The organism is Aminobacter sp. Y103A, from assembly GCF_030294925.1.
Lineage (GTDB): Bacteria > Pseudomonadota > Alphaproteobacteria > Rhizobiales > Rhizobiaceae > Aminobacter > Aminobacter ciceronei.
This window is the reverse complement of sequence record NZ_AP017986.1, coordinates 1,728,306-1,745,550: the sequence shown is the minus strand read 5'-3', so window position 1 is coordinate 1,745,550 and position 17,245 is coordinate 1,728,306. Positions and strand designations below refer to the sequence as shown.

General features: G+C 64.6%; 13 protein-coding genes. 6 read left to right on the top strand and 7 right to left on the bottom strand.

Annotated elements, in window-relative coordinates:
* Positions 1-98: 98 nt before the first annotated feature.
* Both Amn_RS08410 and Amn_RS08405 read right to left on the bottom strand, forming a co-directional pair.
* Positions 99-3,185 (bottom strand): efflux RND transporter permease subunit, encoded by a 3,087-nt coding sequence (locus tag Amn_RS08410; RefSeq protein ID WP_154385990.1) that lies wholly within the window; start codon positions 3,183-3,185, stop codon positions 99-101.
* Positions 3,182-4,366: an efflux RND transporter periplasmic adaptor subunit gene (locus tag Amn_RS08405; RefSeq protein ID WP_246670808.1), complete on the bottom strand. Its 1,185-nt coding sequence runs from the start codon at positions 4,364-4,366 to the stop codon at positions 3,182-3,184. Before Amn_RS08405 ends, Amn_RS08410 begins: the two co-directional genes overlap by 4 nt.
* Before the next feature lie 17 nt (positions 4,367-4,383).
* Between Amn_RS08405 and Amn_RS08400 the strand changes: the two genes are divergently transcribed.
* Together Amn_RS08400 and Amn_RS08395 are read left to right on the top strand one after the other, a co-directional pair.
* Entirely contained in the window at positions 4,384-5,067 is a 684-nt protein-coding gene (locus Amn_RS08400; RefSeq protein WP_353622421.1) for a TetR/AcrR family transcriptional regulator, read from the top strand.
* Between the two features lie 191 nt (positions 5,068-5,258).
* A complete protein-coding gene (locus tag Amn_RS08395) occupies positions 5,259-6,020 on the top strand; it encodes a glycosyltransferase family 25 protein (RefSeq protein ID WP_286296157.1) in 762 nt (253 codons plus the stop codon).
* Between the two features lie 139 nt (positions 6,021-6,159).
* Here the strand turns inward: Amn_RS08395 and smc are convergent, their stop codons facing one another.
* The 3 genes from smc to Amn_RS08380 form a co-directional block, all read right to left on the bottom strand.
* Entirely contained in the window at positions 6,160-9,618 is a 3,459-nt protein-coding gene (smc, locus tag Amn_RS08390) for a chromosome segregation protein SMC (RefSeq protein WP_067964532.1), read from the bottom strand.
* Positions 9,619-9,678: 60 nt separating this feature from the next.
* On the bottom strand, positions 9,679-10,422 hold the full coding sequence (locus Amn_RS08385; protein ID WP_067964534.1) for a DsbA family protein: 744 nt from the start codon (positions 10,420-10,422) through the stop codon (positions 9,679-9,681).
* A gap of 143 nt (positions 10,423-10,565) precedes the next feature.
* A complete protein-coding gene (locus tag Amn_RS08380; RefSeq protein WP_067964536.1) occupies positions 10,566-11,063 on the bottom strand; it encodes a DUF721 domain-containing protein in 498 nt (165 codons plus the stop codon).
* A 56-nt stretch (positions 11,064-11,119) separates the two neighbouring features.
* Here Amn_RS08380 and mutY point away from each other — a divergent pair, with 56 nt between their 5' ends.
* On the top strand, positions 11,120-12,244 hold the full coding sequence (mutY, locus tag Amn_RS08375) for an A/G-specific adenine glycosylase (RefSeq protein WP_067964537.1): 1,125 nt from the start codon (positions 11,120-11,122) through the stop codon (positions 12,242-12,244).
* Positions 12,241-12,852 (top strand): HAD family hydrolase, encoded by a 612-nt coding sequence (locus Amn_RS08370; RefSeq protein ID WP_067964539.1) that lies wholly within the window; start codon positions 12,241-12,243, stop codon positions 12,850-12,852. The genes mutY and Amn_RS08370 overlap by 4 nt, the downstream gene beginning before the upstream one ends.
* Positions 12,853-13,000: 148 nt before the next feature.
* Here Amn_RS08370 and Amn_RS08365 read toward each other — a convergent pair whose 3' ends face one another.
* Positions 13,001-14,134, bottom strand: a complete 1,134-nt coding sequence (locus tag Amn_RS08365; protein ID WP_067964541.1) for a site-specific DNA-methyltransferase — start codon at positions 14,132-14,134, stop codon at positions 13,001-13,003.
* A gap of 172 nt (positions 14,135-14,306) precedes the next feature.
* Here Amn_RS08365 and Amn_RS08360 point away from each other — a divergent pair, with 172 nt between their 5' ends.
* Both Amn_RS08360 and Amn_RS08355 read left to right on the top strand, forming a co-directional pair.
* Positions 14,307-14,996, top strand: coding sequence for an HAD family hydrolase (locus Amn_RS08360; RefSeq protein WP_067964542.1), 690 nt, complete (start codon positions 14,307-14,309; stop codon positions 14,994-14,996).
* A gap of 16 nt (positions 14,997-15,012) precedes the next feature.
* Complete coding sequence (locus tag Amn_RS08355) at positions 15,013-16,302, top strand: glycosyltransferase family 4 protein (RefSeq protein WP_067964545.1); 1,290 nt, start codon at positions 15,013-15,015, stop codon at positions 16,300-16,302.
* On the opposite strand, the gene Amn_RS08350 is transcribed toward Amn_RS08355, so the two are convergent.
* Positions 16,299-17,204 carry an alpha/beta fold hydrolase gene (locus tag Amn_RS08350; RefSeq protein WP_286296144.1) on the bottom strand — a complete coding sequence of 302 codons (906 nt, stop codon included), beginning with the start codon at positions 17,202-17,204 and terminating at the stop codon, positions 16,299-16,301. The two genes, Amn_RS08355 and Amn_RS08350, sit on opposite strands and share 4 nt — an antisense overlap.
* Positions 17,205-17,245: the final 41 nt, after the last annotated feature.

The window sequence follows — 17,245 nt, the reverse complement described above, 5'->3', positions numbered from 1 at the left end:
GGCCGTCATTGTGCAACGCAAAAATGCAGTGGCGGCCGTGGCAAAGCAAAAGGCCCCGGATCATCGCTCCGGGGCCTCTTTCATTTCAGATCATCCGCTCAGTGATGGTGGGCGGGTTCCGCCATCTGCGCGGCGTCGGGTTCCTCGACATGGGCGGCGAGGTCCTTGCGCGAGATGAAGGTGTAGAACATCGGTACCACGAACAAGGTGAAGATCGTGCCGACGATCACGCCGCAGAAGATCACCAGACCCATCGAATAGCGCGCGGCGGCACCGGCGCCCGAAGCGATGATCAGCGGCACCACGCCCAGCGCCATCGCCGCCGTCGTCATCAGGATCGGCCGCAGGCGAACCTTGGCCGAAGCGATGATCGCCTCGCTGCGCGACAGCCCATGCTCTTCACGCTGCTGGTTGGCGAATTCGACCAGCAGGATGCCATGCTTGGTGATCAGTCCTATCAGTGTGATCAGACCGACCTGGGTGTAGATGTTGAGCGTGCCCAGCCCGAGATTGAGCGGCACGATGGCGCCGAAGATCGACAGCGGCACCGACATCATGATGATGAACGGGTCGCGGAAGCTTTCGAACTGCGCCGCCAGAACCAGGTAGATCACGACGATGGCCAGGCCGAAGGCGATCAGGATCGTGCTGCCCTGCTCGCTCTCCAGACGCGACTGGCCGGAGTAGTCGATGAAGAAGCCCGCCGGCAGCAGCGGTCGGGCGATTTCCTCGATCGTCGTCAGGCCGTCGCCGGTGGTGACACCGGGCACCGGCAGTGCCGAGATCGTCGCCGAGTTGAGCTGGTTGAACTGCTCGATCGAGGCCGGCGAGGAGTTGGTCCTGATCGACACGACAGCCGACAGCGGCACCATCTGCCCGTTGACGCTGCGGACGAAGAACTCGCCGAGCTTCTCGGGATTGTTCCGGTATTCCTCCGGCACCTGCATGATGATGTCGTAGCTGTTGGAATCCCGGTCGAACTCGGCGATCGACCCACCGCCGACAAGCAGGCTCAGTGTCGTGCCGATGTCGCGCACCGACAGGTTGAGCGCTGCCGCCCTGTCGCGGTCGATGGTGACCGTGACCTGCGGCGCATCGAAGGACAGCGAGTTCTGCACGACGATGAAGCGGCCGGAGGCCTGCGCCTTCTGCTTGATCTGTTCGGCCACCTCGAAGACCTGGCTCGGATCGCCGGTCGACTGGATGACCATCGAGATCGGCAGACCGCCGCCGGCGCCCGGCAGTGAGGGCGGTGCGAACACCAATGCCTCGACGCCGCTGACCTTGGACAGGCGCGCCTGGATGTCCGCCTGGATCTCCTTCTGCGAGCGCGTGCGGTCGGCCCAGTCCTTCAGCACCCAGACGGTAAAGCCCGAATTGGTAGCGCCGCCCATGCCGACGATCGAGAAGCTGGTCTTGAGCTCCGGCAGGTCCTTGGTGAGGTCGCGGATCTGGTCGGTATAGAGGGTTGTGTACTCCGTCGTCGCATAGCGCGGCGCCGTGACCAGCGCAAACAGCGCTCCCTGATCCTCTTCCGGCGCCAGTTCGTTCGACGTCTTGAAGAACATGAAGCCGGTCACGCCGACGAGTGCGACGACGATCAGCAACGTCACCGGCCGGTATTTCAGCGAGCCGGCGACCAGGCGTTCATAGCGGTTGGCGATGCGTTCGAAGGAACGGTCGACGAACTGCGCGAAGCGGCTGTGGTTGCCGGCCTTGAGCATGCGCGCCGACATCATCGGCGTGATGGTGACCGCGATGAAGCCAGACAGGATGACCGCACCGGCAAGTGTCACCGCGAATTCGCGGAACAGCGAACCGGTCAGGCCGCCGGTGAAGGCGAGCGGCGCGAACACCGCGGCAAGCGTGATGGTCATCGCGACCACCGGCCCGAAGATCTCGCGCATGCCCTTGAACGCCGCCTGCATCGGCGACATGCCCTCCTCCATGTGGCGGTGGATGTTCTCCACCACCACGATGGCGTCGTCGACGACAAGGCCGATGGCAAGCACCATGGCCAAAAGCGACAGAAGGTTGATCGAGTAGCCCATCATCAACAGGATGAAACAGACGCCGATCAGCGACAGCGGGATCGTCACCACGGGCATCAGCACCGAGCGGAACGAACCGAGGAACAGCAGGATGACGACGATGACGATGGCCACCGCTTCGGCGATGGTCTTGAACACCTCTTCGATCGAGGCGCTGATCGTCTCGGTCGAGTCATAGACCATGGTGATGGTCATGCCCTGTGGCAGGCTGGCGCTGATTGCCGGCAGCTCGTTGATGACCGCGGCCGCCGTATTCAGCGGGTTGGCCGACGGCGTCGGGAAGATGCCGATGAAGGTGCCGGGCTGGCCGTTGAAATTGACCACCGTGTCGGTGCTTTCGGCGGCCAGTTCGACATGGGCGACGTCACGCAGCCTGACGACGTTGCCGTTGTCCGACTTGAGCGGCAGCTCGCCGAAGGATTCCGGCGTCTGCAGCGTCGACTTCATGGTGATCGAGTAGGCGACATACTCGTTTTTGGTCTTGCCGGGCGCCGACAGGAAGTTGGACGCGTTGATGGCCTGCAGCACTTCGGCTGCAGTCAGGCCACGCGCGGCGAGCTTCACCGGATCGACCCAGACGCGCATCGAATAGTTGGCGGCACCGAGCACCTGGACTTCGGCAACGCCCTCGATCGTCGACATGCGCGGACGGATGACGCGCTGGATGTATTCGGTCAGCTCCTCCGAGCTCATGTTCGGGTTCTGCATCGCCAGATACATGATGGCGAACTGCTGGCCTGTGCCCTTGACGATGGTCGGATCCTTGGCGTCGGACGGCAACTGCCCGCGCACCTGCTGGACCTTGGACATCACCTCGGTCAGAGCCGTGTCGGGATTGGAGCCAAGCTCCATCTGCACGGTCACCGTGCTCGACGACGGCCGGCTCTGCGAGGTCACATAGTCGATGTTCTCGGTCGTCGCCACGGCGGCGGCGATCGGTGCCGTGATGAAGCCCTGGATCAGGTCGGCGCTGGCGCCGGGATAGACGGTTGTGATGGTGATCACCGTCTCCTCGACCTTGGGGTACTGGCGCACCGACAGGTTGAACAGCCCCTGGAAGCCCAGGAGAAGGATCATGAGGGCGACCACCGTCGACAGGACGGGGCGGCGGATGAAGATGTCTGAAAAACTCATTTTGCAGCCGCCTTGGCATCGGCCGAGGTGACCGGCGAGACCGTGTTGTCGACCTTGACGGGGGTGCCGTTGGTCAGCCTGTTCTGGCCGGCGATGACAAGTTCGTCGCCAGGCTTGATGCCTTCGATGATCTCGACGCGGCCTTCCGAACGGCGGCCGACCTTGACGAAGACCTGGCTGACTGTGAGCGCCGGTTCAGCGTTGGCCTCCGCCGGTGCTGCGGCGGCTGCCGCAGCCGGTGCGGCCGCACCTTCGGCGACAGGCTTGGCCTCGGCCGGACGCACGACATAGACATAGTCGCCATAGAGGCTGGTGGTCAGCGCCGTCTGCGGCACGGCCAGCACGCCATCTTCCCGGGGCAGCTCAACGCGCACGCGCACGAACTGGCCGGGGCTCAGCTTGCCGTCAGGATTGGTGATCTCGGCACGGACCGAAACCAGGCGGCTTTGCGGATCGACCTTGGGATCGATACCGACAACAGCGCCCTTGAAGGCCATGTCGTCGGCGGTCACACCAAAGACGACCGGCTGGCCCATCTTCAGCGAGGCGAGCTGCTGCTCGGGCACGGAAAAGTCGGCACGCATGGTGTCGAGGTCCTGCAGGGTGGCAACGATGGTGCCGGGGGCGAGATACTGGCCGTCATCGACCTTGGGAATGCCGATGGTGCCGTTGAACGGGGCACGCAGCTGCTTCTGGTCGAGCACGGCCTGCAGCTTCTGCACCTGCGACGCCGAGGTCGAGGCGGTGGCGCGGGCGGCATCGAGCGCCACTTCCGAACCGACGCCGCGGCGCTGCAGCTCGATGGCGCGGTCGAGCGACTGCTGGTCGAGCGCGGCCTGGGTCTTGGATGCGGCGAGGTCCGCCCGCTGGACGGTGTCGTCGAGCTGGATCAGCACGTCGCCCTGCTTGACGCGCTGGTTGGCGGCGAAATTGATGTCCTTGATGATGCCTGCCTGCTCGACCGTCAGGTCGACGCCCTGCGAGGCATTGACCGTGCCGATCGTTTCAATGCCGGGCGTCCAGGGAGCCGGTTCGACCTTGGTGGTCGCCACCGTCACCGACGCGACCGGCATGTTGGCGAAGAACTGCTGGATCGCATTGTCGCGGAACATGTTGAAGCCGACGATACCGCCACAAACAAGGACAAGCAGAACGAGAGCGATGATGAGACGCTTGATCAAAGGAGACCCCAATCGATTTGGAACCGCATATCCCCGGATGGGTTGCGGTGCACAATGGACCCATTTCGGCGAAAACCCAAGGGCGGCGGGCTTACTGTACCGTCTGGACGGTATTGTCAACATACGATAAAGTGAACTTACAGGAGGTAGCGCCGATGGCTGGTCATCGACCGAGTTCACGCGACAAGATTCTGGCCGCGGCCAGCGAGCTGGCCGACATCGTCGGCCCGGGCAACTTGTCGCTCGACGCGGTGGCCCAGCGCGCCGGCGTGTCGAAGGGCGGATTGCTGTATAATTTCCCGACCAAGGCCAAGCTCATGCAGGCGCTGGTCCAGGACTATCTCAAGAGCTTCGAGGATGCGCTGGAGGCAGAGGCGTCAAAGCACGGCGATGCCACCAAAAATAGTCTGACCGCCTACATTGAACTGTCGGCGCGGGAGTGCGAACAGAAGCAGCCGTCAGCGGCCGGAGTGCTCGCAGCACTTGCCGAAGACCCCGATTTTCTCAATCCTGTCAGGGACTTCAAGCGCCAGTTGCTCGACCGCCTGAAGTCGGAAACACCAGATACCGCCAAGCTGATGGTGGCGTTTCTGGTCATTGAAGGGCTGCGCAGCATGAAGCTGTTCGACATGGACATATTGAACGACGACGAGCGCAACATGGCGCTTTCCTACCTGCTCGGCGAAGCCGCGGCTTCTTAAGGCGGTCGCGGTAAGGCGGTCGCGTCAGGCAGAGCGCTGCTTTTGCGACATTTGCCATTTTCCTACTATACGTTGCGCCGAGTTTATGAGATTCAACCACCGCACAAAATATCGTTGCATTCGAACGCGTGTCCATGTTGCCCAATGGTTGCGCGTAGTTTAGCGGTACACGCATATAAGTGAGCCACTATATGACTTCGTCGTTGCCGGTCACCTTTGTCGTGACAGTGGATGCCGAAGCTGGGCCCCGGCGCAAGTCGGCGAACGCACAGCTTTCAGCACTTTCGTGGCCCTTCGCGTTCGTCGAAGGCCTTACCCCTCAATGTGCTGAAACCATTCAGCTTTACGACGCCAGGCAGAACCGCAGGCATTCCAAGCGCCCGCTGGCGCCGGCCGAAGTGGCGGCCTATGCCAGCCATCGCAAGGCGATGCGCGCCTTCCTCGACACCGATGCGCCGACGGCTCTCATCCTCGAGGACGATTTCCGCCTGCTGGAGCCGGAAGCCTTTGCCGCCCGCATGGCGGCGCTGCAGCAAGCGCCTGTCGAATGGGACATCCTCAAGCTGTTCGATTTCCAGGATCGGCCGGTGGTGGACTCCGTCGCCGTCGCCGACATTGCCATCGTTTCGCATGGCAGCCCGACTGCCGGCATGGTCGGCTACCTCATCACGCGGCGTGGCGCGGAAAGTTTCCTGAGCCGGGCCACCGTCTACCGCCAGATCGACGAAGACATAAAGTTCTTCTGGGAACTCAAGCTGCGCGTGCTCTCGGTCAAGCCCAATCTGGTGACCGACGTCAGCGCCGAACTCGGCGGCAGCCTGATCGAGGCCGATCGCAACGAGGTCAAGCTGAGGCGGCATTGGACTGTGTCGGTCAAGGCGCTCGGCCAGACCGCGCTGCGCCAGATCAACTACCGGCGCCACCGCAAGCACTACAGCCTCAAGCTCAAGTAGCCTTTTCCGGGACAGCTCGCCTTGCCCAGCGCAGACCAGTTCGCTGCGCGAACGGTCGGGATCAGCTTGCTTCGCGGAGCGATCGGGAGCAGCTCGCTGCGCGAGCGCTTGAAGCAGTTCGCTGCGCGAACGCTGGAGATCAACTCGCTTCGCGGAGCGATTCAGCAGCCTGCAGGTCGACCGACACCAGCTGGCTCACCCCCTGCTCGGCCATGGTGACGCCGAACAGCCGGTCCATGCGCGCCATGGTGATGGGATTGTGGGTGATGACGACGAAGCGCGTCTCGGTCGATGCCGCCATCTCGTCCATCAGGTTGCAGAAGCGCTCGACATTGTGGTCGTCCAGCGGCGCGTCAACCTCGTCGAGCACGCAGATCGGCGCCGGATTGGTCAAAAACACCGCAAAGATCAGCGCCATCGCCGTCAGCGCCTGCTCGCCGCCGGACAAAAGCGTCATCGTCTGCGGCTTCTTGCCGGGCGGGCGGGCGAGAATTTCGAGACCGGCTTCGAGCGGATCTTCCGACTCGATCAGCTGCAACTCGGCGGTGCCGCCACCAAACAGATGGGTGAACAGGCGCTTGAAGTGGCCGTTGACCAGATCGAAGGCGGCCAGCAGGCGCTCGCGGCCCTCGCGGTTCAGGCCCTGGATGCCCTGGCGCAGCTTGCGGATCGCCTCGATGATGTCCTCACGCTCGGAGACGATCGCCTCCAGCCGGTCGGACAGCTCCTTCTGCTCTTCTTCGGCGCGCAAATTGACCGCGCCCAGCCGCTCGCGCTCGATCTTCAGCCGCTCCAGCGTCCGCTCGACCTCGCCGGGATCGGGCATCTGATCGTCGGCTTCGAGGCCCGTATGCTTGATCACCAGATGTGGCGGCGTCGCCAGCACTTCCTGGATCCGCGCCTCGACCTCGCGCCGACGTTCGTCGGCAGCGGTCAGGCGCTCCTCGGCGCGGGCTCTTGCTTCGCGCGCCTCGGCCAATCCCTGGATGGCAGCAGTTGCGGCCTTGTCGAGAACGGACTGCTTGTTCTCCGCCTCCTGCAGCCGGTCGGAGACTTCCTTGCGCGTGGCCTCGGCGCGCGTCAGCTCCGACATCAAGGTTCGGCGGCGGGCGTCGAGTTCGTCGGGCGCCTCGGCCAGCGTCTCGCGTTCGGCGGCTGCTTCCTCGCGCCGCTCAGCCAGCGCCTCGACCTGCTCGGCGGCACTTTCGGCGCGCAGCACCCAGCTCTGGCGCTCAGCGGCGATCGCGCTGAGACGGCGCCCCCTCGCCTCGGCTTCACGGTTGAGGCCGTCATGCACGGCGCGTGCATCGGCAACCGCGGAGCGATCGCGCGCCACCGCACCGGACAGCTGTTCGAGCCGCGCCTGCAGGTCGGCCAGATCAGGTGCCGAGCCCAGCATGTCCTCGGCTTCGACGTAGCCGGCCTGCGCTTCCTCATGCGCATCGGCGACGCGCGCGCGGGCTTCATCCAGCGCCGCGCGACGGCTGGTCAGTTCGCCCGCGGCCTTTTCGGCCTGGGCAAGCGCGTCGCGCGCCGCACCGACATGGTGCTGGGCGTCGCGCCATGCCTGCCGCGCCTGGCGCTCGGCCTCGGTGTTTTCGCGAACGGCGTTTTCCGCCCGCGCCAGGGCCTCTTCGGCGGCGCGCACGACAAGCGTCGCCTGGACGGCTTCGGCGTCGAGCTCGGCGAGCCGGTTCTTCTGGGCGAGACGCTGCGCTGCTGCGGTCGGCGCGTCGGCGCTGGCCGTCAGCCCGTCCCAGCGCCACAGCGCGCCCTGCCTGCTCACCAGCCTCTGGCCCGGCGCAAGCAGCGGCTGCAGCCTTGTCGCATCGGCGGCATCGACGACGCCGATCTGGGCGAGACGGCGCGCCAACTGATGCGGCGCGCGCACGACCTCGGCGAGGCTGCGCACGCCTTCGGGCAGCTTCGGGTCAGTCGGAGCCAGCTTGGCATCACCCCAGTGTACGGGTGCTGCGCGGTCGAGCGCTGCTTCGAGATCGTCGCCAAGGGCAGCACCCAGGGCTGTCTCGAAGCCGCGCTCGACGCCGATCTGCTCCAGCACCGCCGGAAAGAGATCACCAGACGCTGCGTTGATGATCTTGGCCAGCGTGCGTGCTTCGGTCTCGATCCGCGCCAGCTCGGCCTTGGCTTCCTGCAGCGGCGTGCGCGACGAAGCCTCGGCCTGGCGTGCCTCGGTGACGGCGCGCTCGGCCTCGGTTGCCGCGAACTCTGCTTCCTCGAGCGCTTCCTGCGCCGCCTCGGCCAGCATCTGCTTTTCCGCCGGATCGGCCAGCGCCGAAATGCGCGCCGCAATCTCGCCGGCCTCGCGGTCGAGTTCGGCAAGTTGGCGGGCGAAGCGGTCGCGGCGTTCGGCAGCGTCGCGCATGGCGCGTTCGGCCTGGGTGCGGCCGGCAGCCGCCTCGGCGCGTTCGGCGGTCAGGCGGCCAAGCTCGGCCTCGGTCAGCGCCAGCGTCGCCACCGCCTCCTCGAAGGCAGCACGCGTATGCGTCTCGCGGTCGGTCGCGCCGGCATTCTCGTCGTTGAGCGCCTTCTCCTCGGCATCGAGGCGCGCCAGGATTGCCGCATTGTCGCCGATCATGCGCTGTTCGCGGGCGATGTCGGCATCGAGCTGCTGCAGGCGGCGGTCGAGCTCGCTCTGGCGCGAATTGATGCGGCCGGCTTCTTCCTCGAGCTGCGAGCGCGCAATGGACAGGCGTTGGAAGGTTGCGGCGGCAGCAGCCGCGGCGTCGCGCATCTCGGGCAGTTTGTGGGCGCCGACGGCCTGGTCCTTGGCCGCCGCCATCTGCGAGGCGGCGCGGTCACCGACAACAGCGGTGGCGGTGGCCAGCGCCGATTGCGCTTCGCCCTCCTGCGCCTTGGCCAGCGTCCAGCGCAAATGCAGCAGCGTCGCTTCCGCCTTGCGAATGTCGGCCGACAGGTTCTTGAAGCGTGATGCCTGGCGCGCCTGCCGCTTCAGGCTTTCGATCTGGCTTTCCAGCTCGCCGACGACATCGTCGAGGCGCTCGAGATTCTGTTCGGCGGCGCGCAGGCGAAGCTCGGCTTCGTGGCGGCGGGTGTGCAGACCGGAAATGCCGGCGGCCTCTTCGAGCAGCGCGCGGCGTGCCTGCGGCTTTGCCTGGATCAGCTCGCCGATGCGGCCCTGCCCGACCATCGAGGGCGAGCGCGCGCCGGTCGACTGGTCGGCGAACAGCAACTGCACGTCCTTGGCGCGGGCTTCCTTGCCGTTGATGCGATAGACGGAGCCGGCCTCGCGCTCGATACGACGCGACACCTGCAACTCGTCGGCATCGTTGAAGGAAGCGGGCGCGGTGCGGTCGCTATTGTCGAGGAACAGCGTGACTTCGGCGGTGTTGCGCGCCGGGCGCGTGCCGGAACCGGAAAAGATGACGTCGTCCATGCCGGAAGCGCGCATGTTCTTGTATGAGCTCTCGCCCATCACCCAGCGCAACGCTTCGACGAGATTGGACTTGCCGCAGCCATTCGGCCCGACGATGCCGGTCAGCCCGCGTTCGATGACGAACTCGCCGGGCTCGACAAAGGATTTGAAACCGAGAAGGCGGAGGCGCGAAAACTTCATTCGCGCCAGTCCGCACGGAAGGGTGCACCGAAGCCGTGTTGCCTCGGTGCCATGGGCCTATCAGAGCATGCCGTCGATAACCGCCGACATTTCCTCAATCGTCATTGCCCCCTTGTAGACTTTCCCGTTGATGAAGAAGGTCGGCGTCGAGTCGACCTTGAAATCGTTCTCGCCGCGGGCGCGCACGGCTCTGATATCGTCCAGAAGCTTCTGGTCAGTCAAGCAGGCCTCGAACGACTCCTGTGTAAAGCCGGCGAGCTTGGAGATCTGCAGCAGCGCATCCTTGGGGTTCTGCGACCCGGCCCAGCTCTGCTGCTGCTTGAACAGCACGTCGACCATCGGGAAGTAGTTGTCCTTCGAGCAGCGTGCCAGCATGAAGCCGGCCTCGGCCAGCGGGTCGAAGGGGAACTCGCGATAGATCAGGCGAGCCTTGCCGGTGTCGATGTACTTGGTCTTCAGCGCCGGCAGCGTCGTCTCGTGGAAATGCGCGCAGTGCGGACAGGTCATCGAGGCGTATTCGACGATGGTGACGGGTGCATCGGCCTTGCCGAGCTGCATGTCAGGCAGGGTGCCGGCTTCGAGCAGCTTGGCCATGTCGACCGAGCCCTGTGCCTCGGGCACCTTCACCGCCTGAACAGGCGTTGCGGGTGCGGCCGGCGTGGCAGCCGGCGTCGCCGGCTCGGCAGGCTTGGGCGTTGCTGCGTTGGCCTGCTCGCCGGAGTCGCTGCAAGCGGAGAGCAGCGCCGCGGCCGAAACGGCTGCGAGCCCGGTAAGTGCGGTCCTGCGAGAAATCGAACGAAGCATACGAATCACCTGACGATGGTTGGATTTTGCAATGTGCGGTTACGTGAAAGCGATAGTTGGCGCGAATTAAGGCATGGCTGTCCCCAAACCAATCGCAATTTGCCGCAGTTTCAATCACGAAAGCGCGAGAAAGCCGGCATTTTCTACTTTCGGCTGCCCAGGATGCTCGCGCCCAGCTTTTCCAGCGACGCTCGCAGTCCTTCATCCTCGATGAGCCTTACTGCGCCGGTAAGCTTGCCCTGCTCCGCATCGGTCAGCTTGCGCAGGCGTGGACGCGGCTTGGCACCCGTGTTCGCCACCGGCTTCTGCACGATGCGGATGCGTCCGATGGCGTTGAAGCCGAGAAAGGAATTGACCCTGCTGATGATCTCGCCGGTTTCATGCTGGAGATGGAGTGCTGCCGGCCCCGAACAGGCGACGATCAGCACCGCCGGCTCGAACGGATCATCCTCATGCATGCGCCGCGGCCACTGGATCTTCTCGGGCCGCGTGTTGTGGGCCAGGCGTGGGCCGACGATCTCTTCCCAGGACTGGACAAGCCCGACGGAGATGCCGGTGCGCTTGCGCAGGACGGGATCGAGGATGGCGCTTGCCAGATCGCTGACCGGAACGGGATTGCCCGTCCATCTTTTCCCTGCCATGTCGTTCTCCAGGTAACCTTGTCGACATGTAAAGCCGAAGGCAGTTCCGACCACCAATGGCATCCCCAGCACCGACCCGCAAGCATGCCGACGCCGCCGACAACAGGATCGCCGCCGATCTGCTCGGCTGGTACGATGCCAACCATCGCGAACTGCCCTGGCGGATGCCGCCGCGTGAGCTCGCCAAGGGCCTGAGACCCGATCCCTACCGCGTCTGGCTGTCGGAAATCATGCTCCAGCAGACGACCGTCGAGGCGGTGAAACCCTATTTCAGGGCCTTCCTGGAGAAATGGCCCGACGTGTCGGCACTTGCATCAGCCGAAACCGAAGACGTCATGAAGGCCTGGGCCGGCCTCGGATATTACTCCCGCGCCCGCAACCTCAAGCTCTGCGCCGAGACTGTCGCCGCCCTGCCCGGCGGCCAGTTTCCTGAAACGGAGGATGGTCTGCGCGCCCTGCCCGGCATCGGGCCGTACACGGCGGCTGCCATCGCTTCCATCGCCTTCATGCGGCCTGCGGCAGTGGTCGACGGCAATGTCGAGCGCGTGGTCACACGGCTGTTCTCGATCTCGACGCCGCTGCCGGAGGCCAAGCCGGAAATTCGCGCCCATGTCGAACGCATGCTGGCTGTCGCACGGCCCGGAGATTTCGCCCAGGCGATGATGGATCTCGGCGCCACCATCTGCACGCCGCGCCGGCCGCGCTGCATGTTGTGCCCGCTGCGCGCCGATTGCAGCGCGATCGTCAATGGCGACCCCGAGCTCTATCCGGTCAAGCCGCCGAAGGCCGAGAAGCCGATGCGACGCGGTGCTGCCTTCGTCGCCGTCACGCCTGATGGCTCCGTGTTGCTGCGCAAGCGATTGGGCAAGGGCTTGCTCGGCGGCATGACCGAAGTGCCAACGACAGGCTGGACATCGCGCATCGACGGCGCGACGGACACAGACAGCGCGCCTTTTCCCGCCCAATGGCGACGCGCCGGCAGCATCAACCACGTCTTCACCCATTTTTCGCTCGACCTAGAGGTGTTCCGCGCCGACGTCGCCTCGCGAACCGCGCTCGACGGCCATTTCTGGTCGGCGGCAGACGAGCTCAATGGCGAAGCCTTGCCAACGGTCATGAAAAAGGTCATCGAGGCTGCCATACCCGGCGCAACGAAACGAGCACACCAGGGAAAGTCATGAGCGAGATCCGCCATATCGTCTACGACATCGGCAAGGTTCTGATCCATTACGACCCAGATATCCCTTTCAGCCGTATCATTCCCGATGCAGTCGAGCGGCGCTGGTTCTTTGACAATGTCTGCACCAGCGAGTGGAATATCGAGCAGGACCGCGGCCGAAGCTGGGAAGAAGCCGAGGCATTGCTGATCGCCGACTTCCCCGAGCATGAAAAGAACATTCGTGCCTTCCGCCAGCACTGGCATGACATGGTGCCGCATCACTATGAAGACAGCGTCGCGCTGATGGAGGGTCTCGTCGCCGCCGGCCACGACGTCACCATGCTGACCAACTGGGCCTCCGACACGTTCCGCGAGGCGCGCGGCCGTTTCCCGTTCCTCGAAACGCCGCGCGGCGTGACGGTTTCAGGCGATGTCGGCCTGATCAAGCCGGACCGCCGCATCTATGACCTGCATGTCGAGACCTTCGGCCTCGACCCAAAGGCTTCGCTGTTCATCGACGACAGCCAGAAGAACGTGAATGCCGCCATCGACGCCGGCTGGCAGGCGGTGCTGTTCACAAATGCGAAAACGCTCGAGGCGGACCTCGAGCGTCTCGGGATCGGACGGTGACTGGAAACCGGCCGATCGGCGAACCCGGACTGGCTAGTTTGGCTGCCGGAATTCGATTGCTATGGCAGGCGCGGCGCGGTCGCTGAAGGTCCAGAACCGGCGACCGATGATGCCTGCGCGCGCCGGACGGTCCGGCGCGGCTGAAGCTTCAGGCTCCCGCCTTTTCCATGCCGACACGGACGATGCGGCGCAGTTCGTCGATCTGGGTCAGTCCGCCGGCACGCTCATAGTGCCAGAAGGTCCAGCCGTTGCAGGCGTCGAGCCCCTGCACTGAAGCGCCGACGCGGTGGATCGAGCCGGCGGTGTCGCCGATCGCCAGCGTGCCGTCGGCGCGGACCTTTGCCGCCCAGCGTTTCTTGGCATCGTACAGCGTCGCTCCAGGTGCCAGCAGGCCCATGTCGAGCAGGCTGCCGAAAGCGACACGCGGCTCGGCGCGCTTGCCGGTCAGCACCGTCAGCGACGGGCCGTCGAGCGGACGCACCGAGGCGATGCGCTCATTGGCGGCGTCGATATAGGCCTGTTCGCGCTCGATGCCGACGAAATGGCGGCCGAGACGCTTAGCGACGGCACCCGTCGTTCCCGAGCCGAAGAACGGATCGAGCACCACGTCGCCCGGCTTGGTCGAGGCCATCATGATGCGGGCCAGAAGCGCTTCCGGCTTCTGCGTCGGATGCAGCTTGTTGCCGTCGTCGTCCTTCAGGCGCTCGCCGCCGGTGCAGATCGGAAACAGCCAGTCCGAGCGCATCTGGACGTCGTCGTTGGAGGCCTTCAGCGCGTCGTAGTTGAAGGTGTAGTTCTTGCCCTTCTGGTCGCGCGAAGCCCAGATCATCGTCTCATGGGCGTTCTGGAAACGGCGGCCGCGGAAGTTCGGCATCGGGTTGGTCTTGCGCCAGACGACGTCGTTGAGGATCCAGAAGCCGAGATCCTGCATCGTCGCACCGACGCGGAAGATGTTGTGATAGGAGCCGATGACCCAGATCGTGCCGTTGGGCTTCAGCACGCGGCGGGCGGCAAGCAGCCAGGCGCGGGTGAAGGCGTCGTAGGCGCCGAAGCTCTCGAACTGGTCCCAGTGATCGTCGACCGCGTCGACCTTCGACTGGTCCGGACGATGCAGGTCACCGTCGAGCTGCAGGTTGTAGGGCGGGTCGGCGAAGATGACGTCGACGGAGTTCGCCGGCAATTTGTCGAGCGCCGCCACGCAGTCGCCCTTGATGATGGTGTCGAGCCATTCGGACGGCTTTGGCGTGCGGGAAAGCTGGTCGAGAGGACGCACTGCTGACATTCTGATACCCGGGATGACGCGTTACTATTTACTCGCCGTTATGGTTACCGATCAGCGTAAACAATTGATGAAGCGAGCGTTCTAATTTGCGGATCGGGCTGGAATGGTGTAGTTGCCGCGCCTTGAACTTTTCCGTCCGCGCCCCGACGGCGCCCCAGCTTCCCGGACTGCCATGACCCAGCCAGACCTAGTGATATTCGATTGCGACGGCGTGCTCGTCGATTCCGAAATCATCGCCGCCCGCGTCGAAGCGGAACTGCTGACCGCAGCCGGTTTTGAGATATCTGCCGCAGAGATCGCCGAGAGTTATGCCGGCCTGACCTTCAAGGACATCATGCTGAAGATCGAGGAGAAGGCGGCGATCCCCTTCCAGGCCTCGCTGATCAGTCAGGCCGAGGAGCTTGTCGACCGCAAGCTGAAGACCGACGTGCGCGCCATCGACGGCGTTCACGAGGCCGTTGCCGCCGTCACCGCGCCGCGCTGCATCTGCTCCAACTCGACCAGCGAACGCATCGAGATGATGCTCGAGCGCACCCGCATCCTGCCGCTGTTCAAGGGCAGCATCTTTTCGGCGCTGGAAACGCCGAGCAAGAAGCCGAAGCCCGCGCCCGATGTCTTCCTGCACGCCGCAATGACCTATGGCGCCGACCCGGCCAGGACCTTTGTCATCGAGGATTCGGTGCACGGCATTTCGGGCGCCGTTGCGGCCGGCATGCGTGTCATCGGCTTCACCGGCGGCGCCCACAGCTATCCCGGCCATGCCGACGCGCTGACCGAAGCCGGCGCCGAGACGGTGATTCGCCGCTGGACCGACCTTGGCGGCGTGATCCAGGCACTCAGCATGTGGTCGGAACACGCCTGACGAACGCGGCCGCGCAATGAGCAAGCGGCTGCTGCTGATCAGCGAGAGCGTGGGGACGCCGACGCCGGCGCGCGGCATTCTCAACTACAGCGCCGGCCTGCTCGCCTGCTGCAAGCGCCTCGGTGTCGAAACGACGCTGCTCGTCGAGACGCAGCAAGCGGCCCCGTCGTCGCCTGACGAGATCATCCGCTTCCTCGTCGAAGGCACGGTCGATGGCGCTATCCGTCACAGGCCGCATTGGAAACATCTCTACGTAAAATACGTCCAGTCGCGGCGCCAACGTGACCGGTCTGCGGTCTTCTCTCGACTGCCGGTGCGCAAGCTGGTCCCTGCCGCGACGCCGGGCCCCACGGAGATGGACAAGGCAGCGCCGCACCTCGCCTGGATCGATGCCTTTATGCCCGTCGCCGGCTTCTACAGCGACAGTACCTTGCGGGCGTCCTATGACTTGCCGCCTCCGACTGTCGACGCACGCGGCTTCGACATCGTGCTGATGGACGCCTTCCACTACGTGCAACCGGTCACGGACCAAGGCGCGCAGGTCGTGCTGGTGATCCACGACCTCATCCCGCTCGACGAGCTCTCGGGACGCTACAGGTTCACTTTCGACCAGAAATTCAGGACGGCTCTCGACCAGGCGACCGAGTTGATGTTCGTCTCGGCAGCAACCCGGGACGAATTCAACAGCCGCTTTCCCGACCACGCTGCAAGACTGCCTGCGTCGCTCTTCCCGCCGGTCATTCGGCCCGATCTTCAGTCGGCCGCACAGACTGCAAGCGCCACACCGAAACCGGAGCGGCCGAGATTCGTCTCGATCCTCTCCAACGAACCGCGCAAGAACATCGCCCTTCTGGTCGAAGCCTTCGCCGGCATGGCAGACCGTGCTGAGCTGGTGATCATAGGCAACGTCCCGGCCAGCAATTTTCCACGCGCCGGCTCAAACGTCCGTTTCGTCGGCCAGATCACCGATGACCACAAGGCCGAGCTGCTGCGCTCGGCCTCGGCTCTTGTCTTTCCAAGCCTGAGTGAAGGCTTCGGCATTCCCATCGTCGAAGGCGCCTTGTTCGGACTACCGGTCATCTGCTCGGACCTGCCGGTCTTCCGCGAGATAGCAGGCGATCTGGCGATCTTCTTCGATCCGCGCAGCGTCGCAGATCTCGTCCGGCGGCTGGACGAGGTCGCCTCGAGCCCCGCCCGTTTCGGGCAGCAGACGGCAGCCCTGCGTGACCGCTGCGTCGCCAGATATGGGGTGGAGGCCGCAACGGCGAGGCTGACAAAACTCCTCGCCTTGCGACAGGGCGACTAGCTGCCGGACCACGCCCGATCGACGAAATCGGCGATCAGCGGCACGATTTCGGGCAGCTTCTCCTCCAGGGCGAAATGCCCGGTCTGAAACAGATGCAGTTCGGCCTCCGGCACGTCGCGAAGGAAGGCATGGGCGCCCGGCTCCGGGAAGAACGGATCGTCCTTGCCCCAGACGACCAGCGTCGGCGGCTGGTGCTGCCGCAGCCAGGCCTGCCATTCGCCGTAACGCGCGACGTTGCTGTGGTAGTCGAACGCCAGGTCGACCTGCGGCTGCTTGCGACCGGGCTGGTCGAGGAAATGCTGGTCGAGCGTCCAGCCGTCCGGCGCCAGCAGTTCCAACTGTCCGACACCGGTCTCATACTGGAAGCGCGTGCCTGAAAGCGTCAGCAGGTCTCGGATCTTCTGCTCCGCGTCGGGCTGATCCGGCCGCAAGGCGATGAAGTCGCGGGCACCGTCCGACAGGCCCTCTTCATAGACATTGCCATTCTGGACAATCAGGCCGGCAAACCATTCGGGATGCCGCGTCGCCAGGCGAAAACCGACCGGCGCGCCAAAGTCGAAGAGGTAAGCGACGAAGCGGTCCAGCCCCAGTCCCTTGACGAAGCCTTCCATCGTGTCGGCGAGGCGGTCGAAGCTGTAGCCGAACGTGCCGCCGGCGCTTGTCGGGAGCGGCGCGTCGCTGTGGCCAAACCCGGGATAATCGGGCGCGATGACCCGGTAGCTGTTGCCGATGGCGTCGATCAGTCGGCGGAACTGGTGCGAAGCCGAGGGAAAGCCGTGCAGCAACAGCAGTACCGGCGCGTCAGGGCCGGCCTGGGCCGGGATCGACTCGCGGTAGAAGACGCGGATGCCATCGACGTCGAGATAACGATGGGCCACGCGAGGAAAAGCCAGGATTGTCATTTCACATGCCTTCAATGTAGAATTATGCATTAGCAATCTTG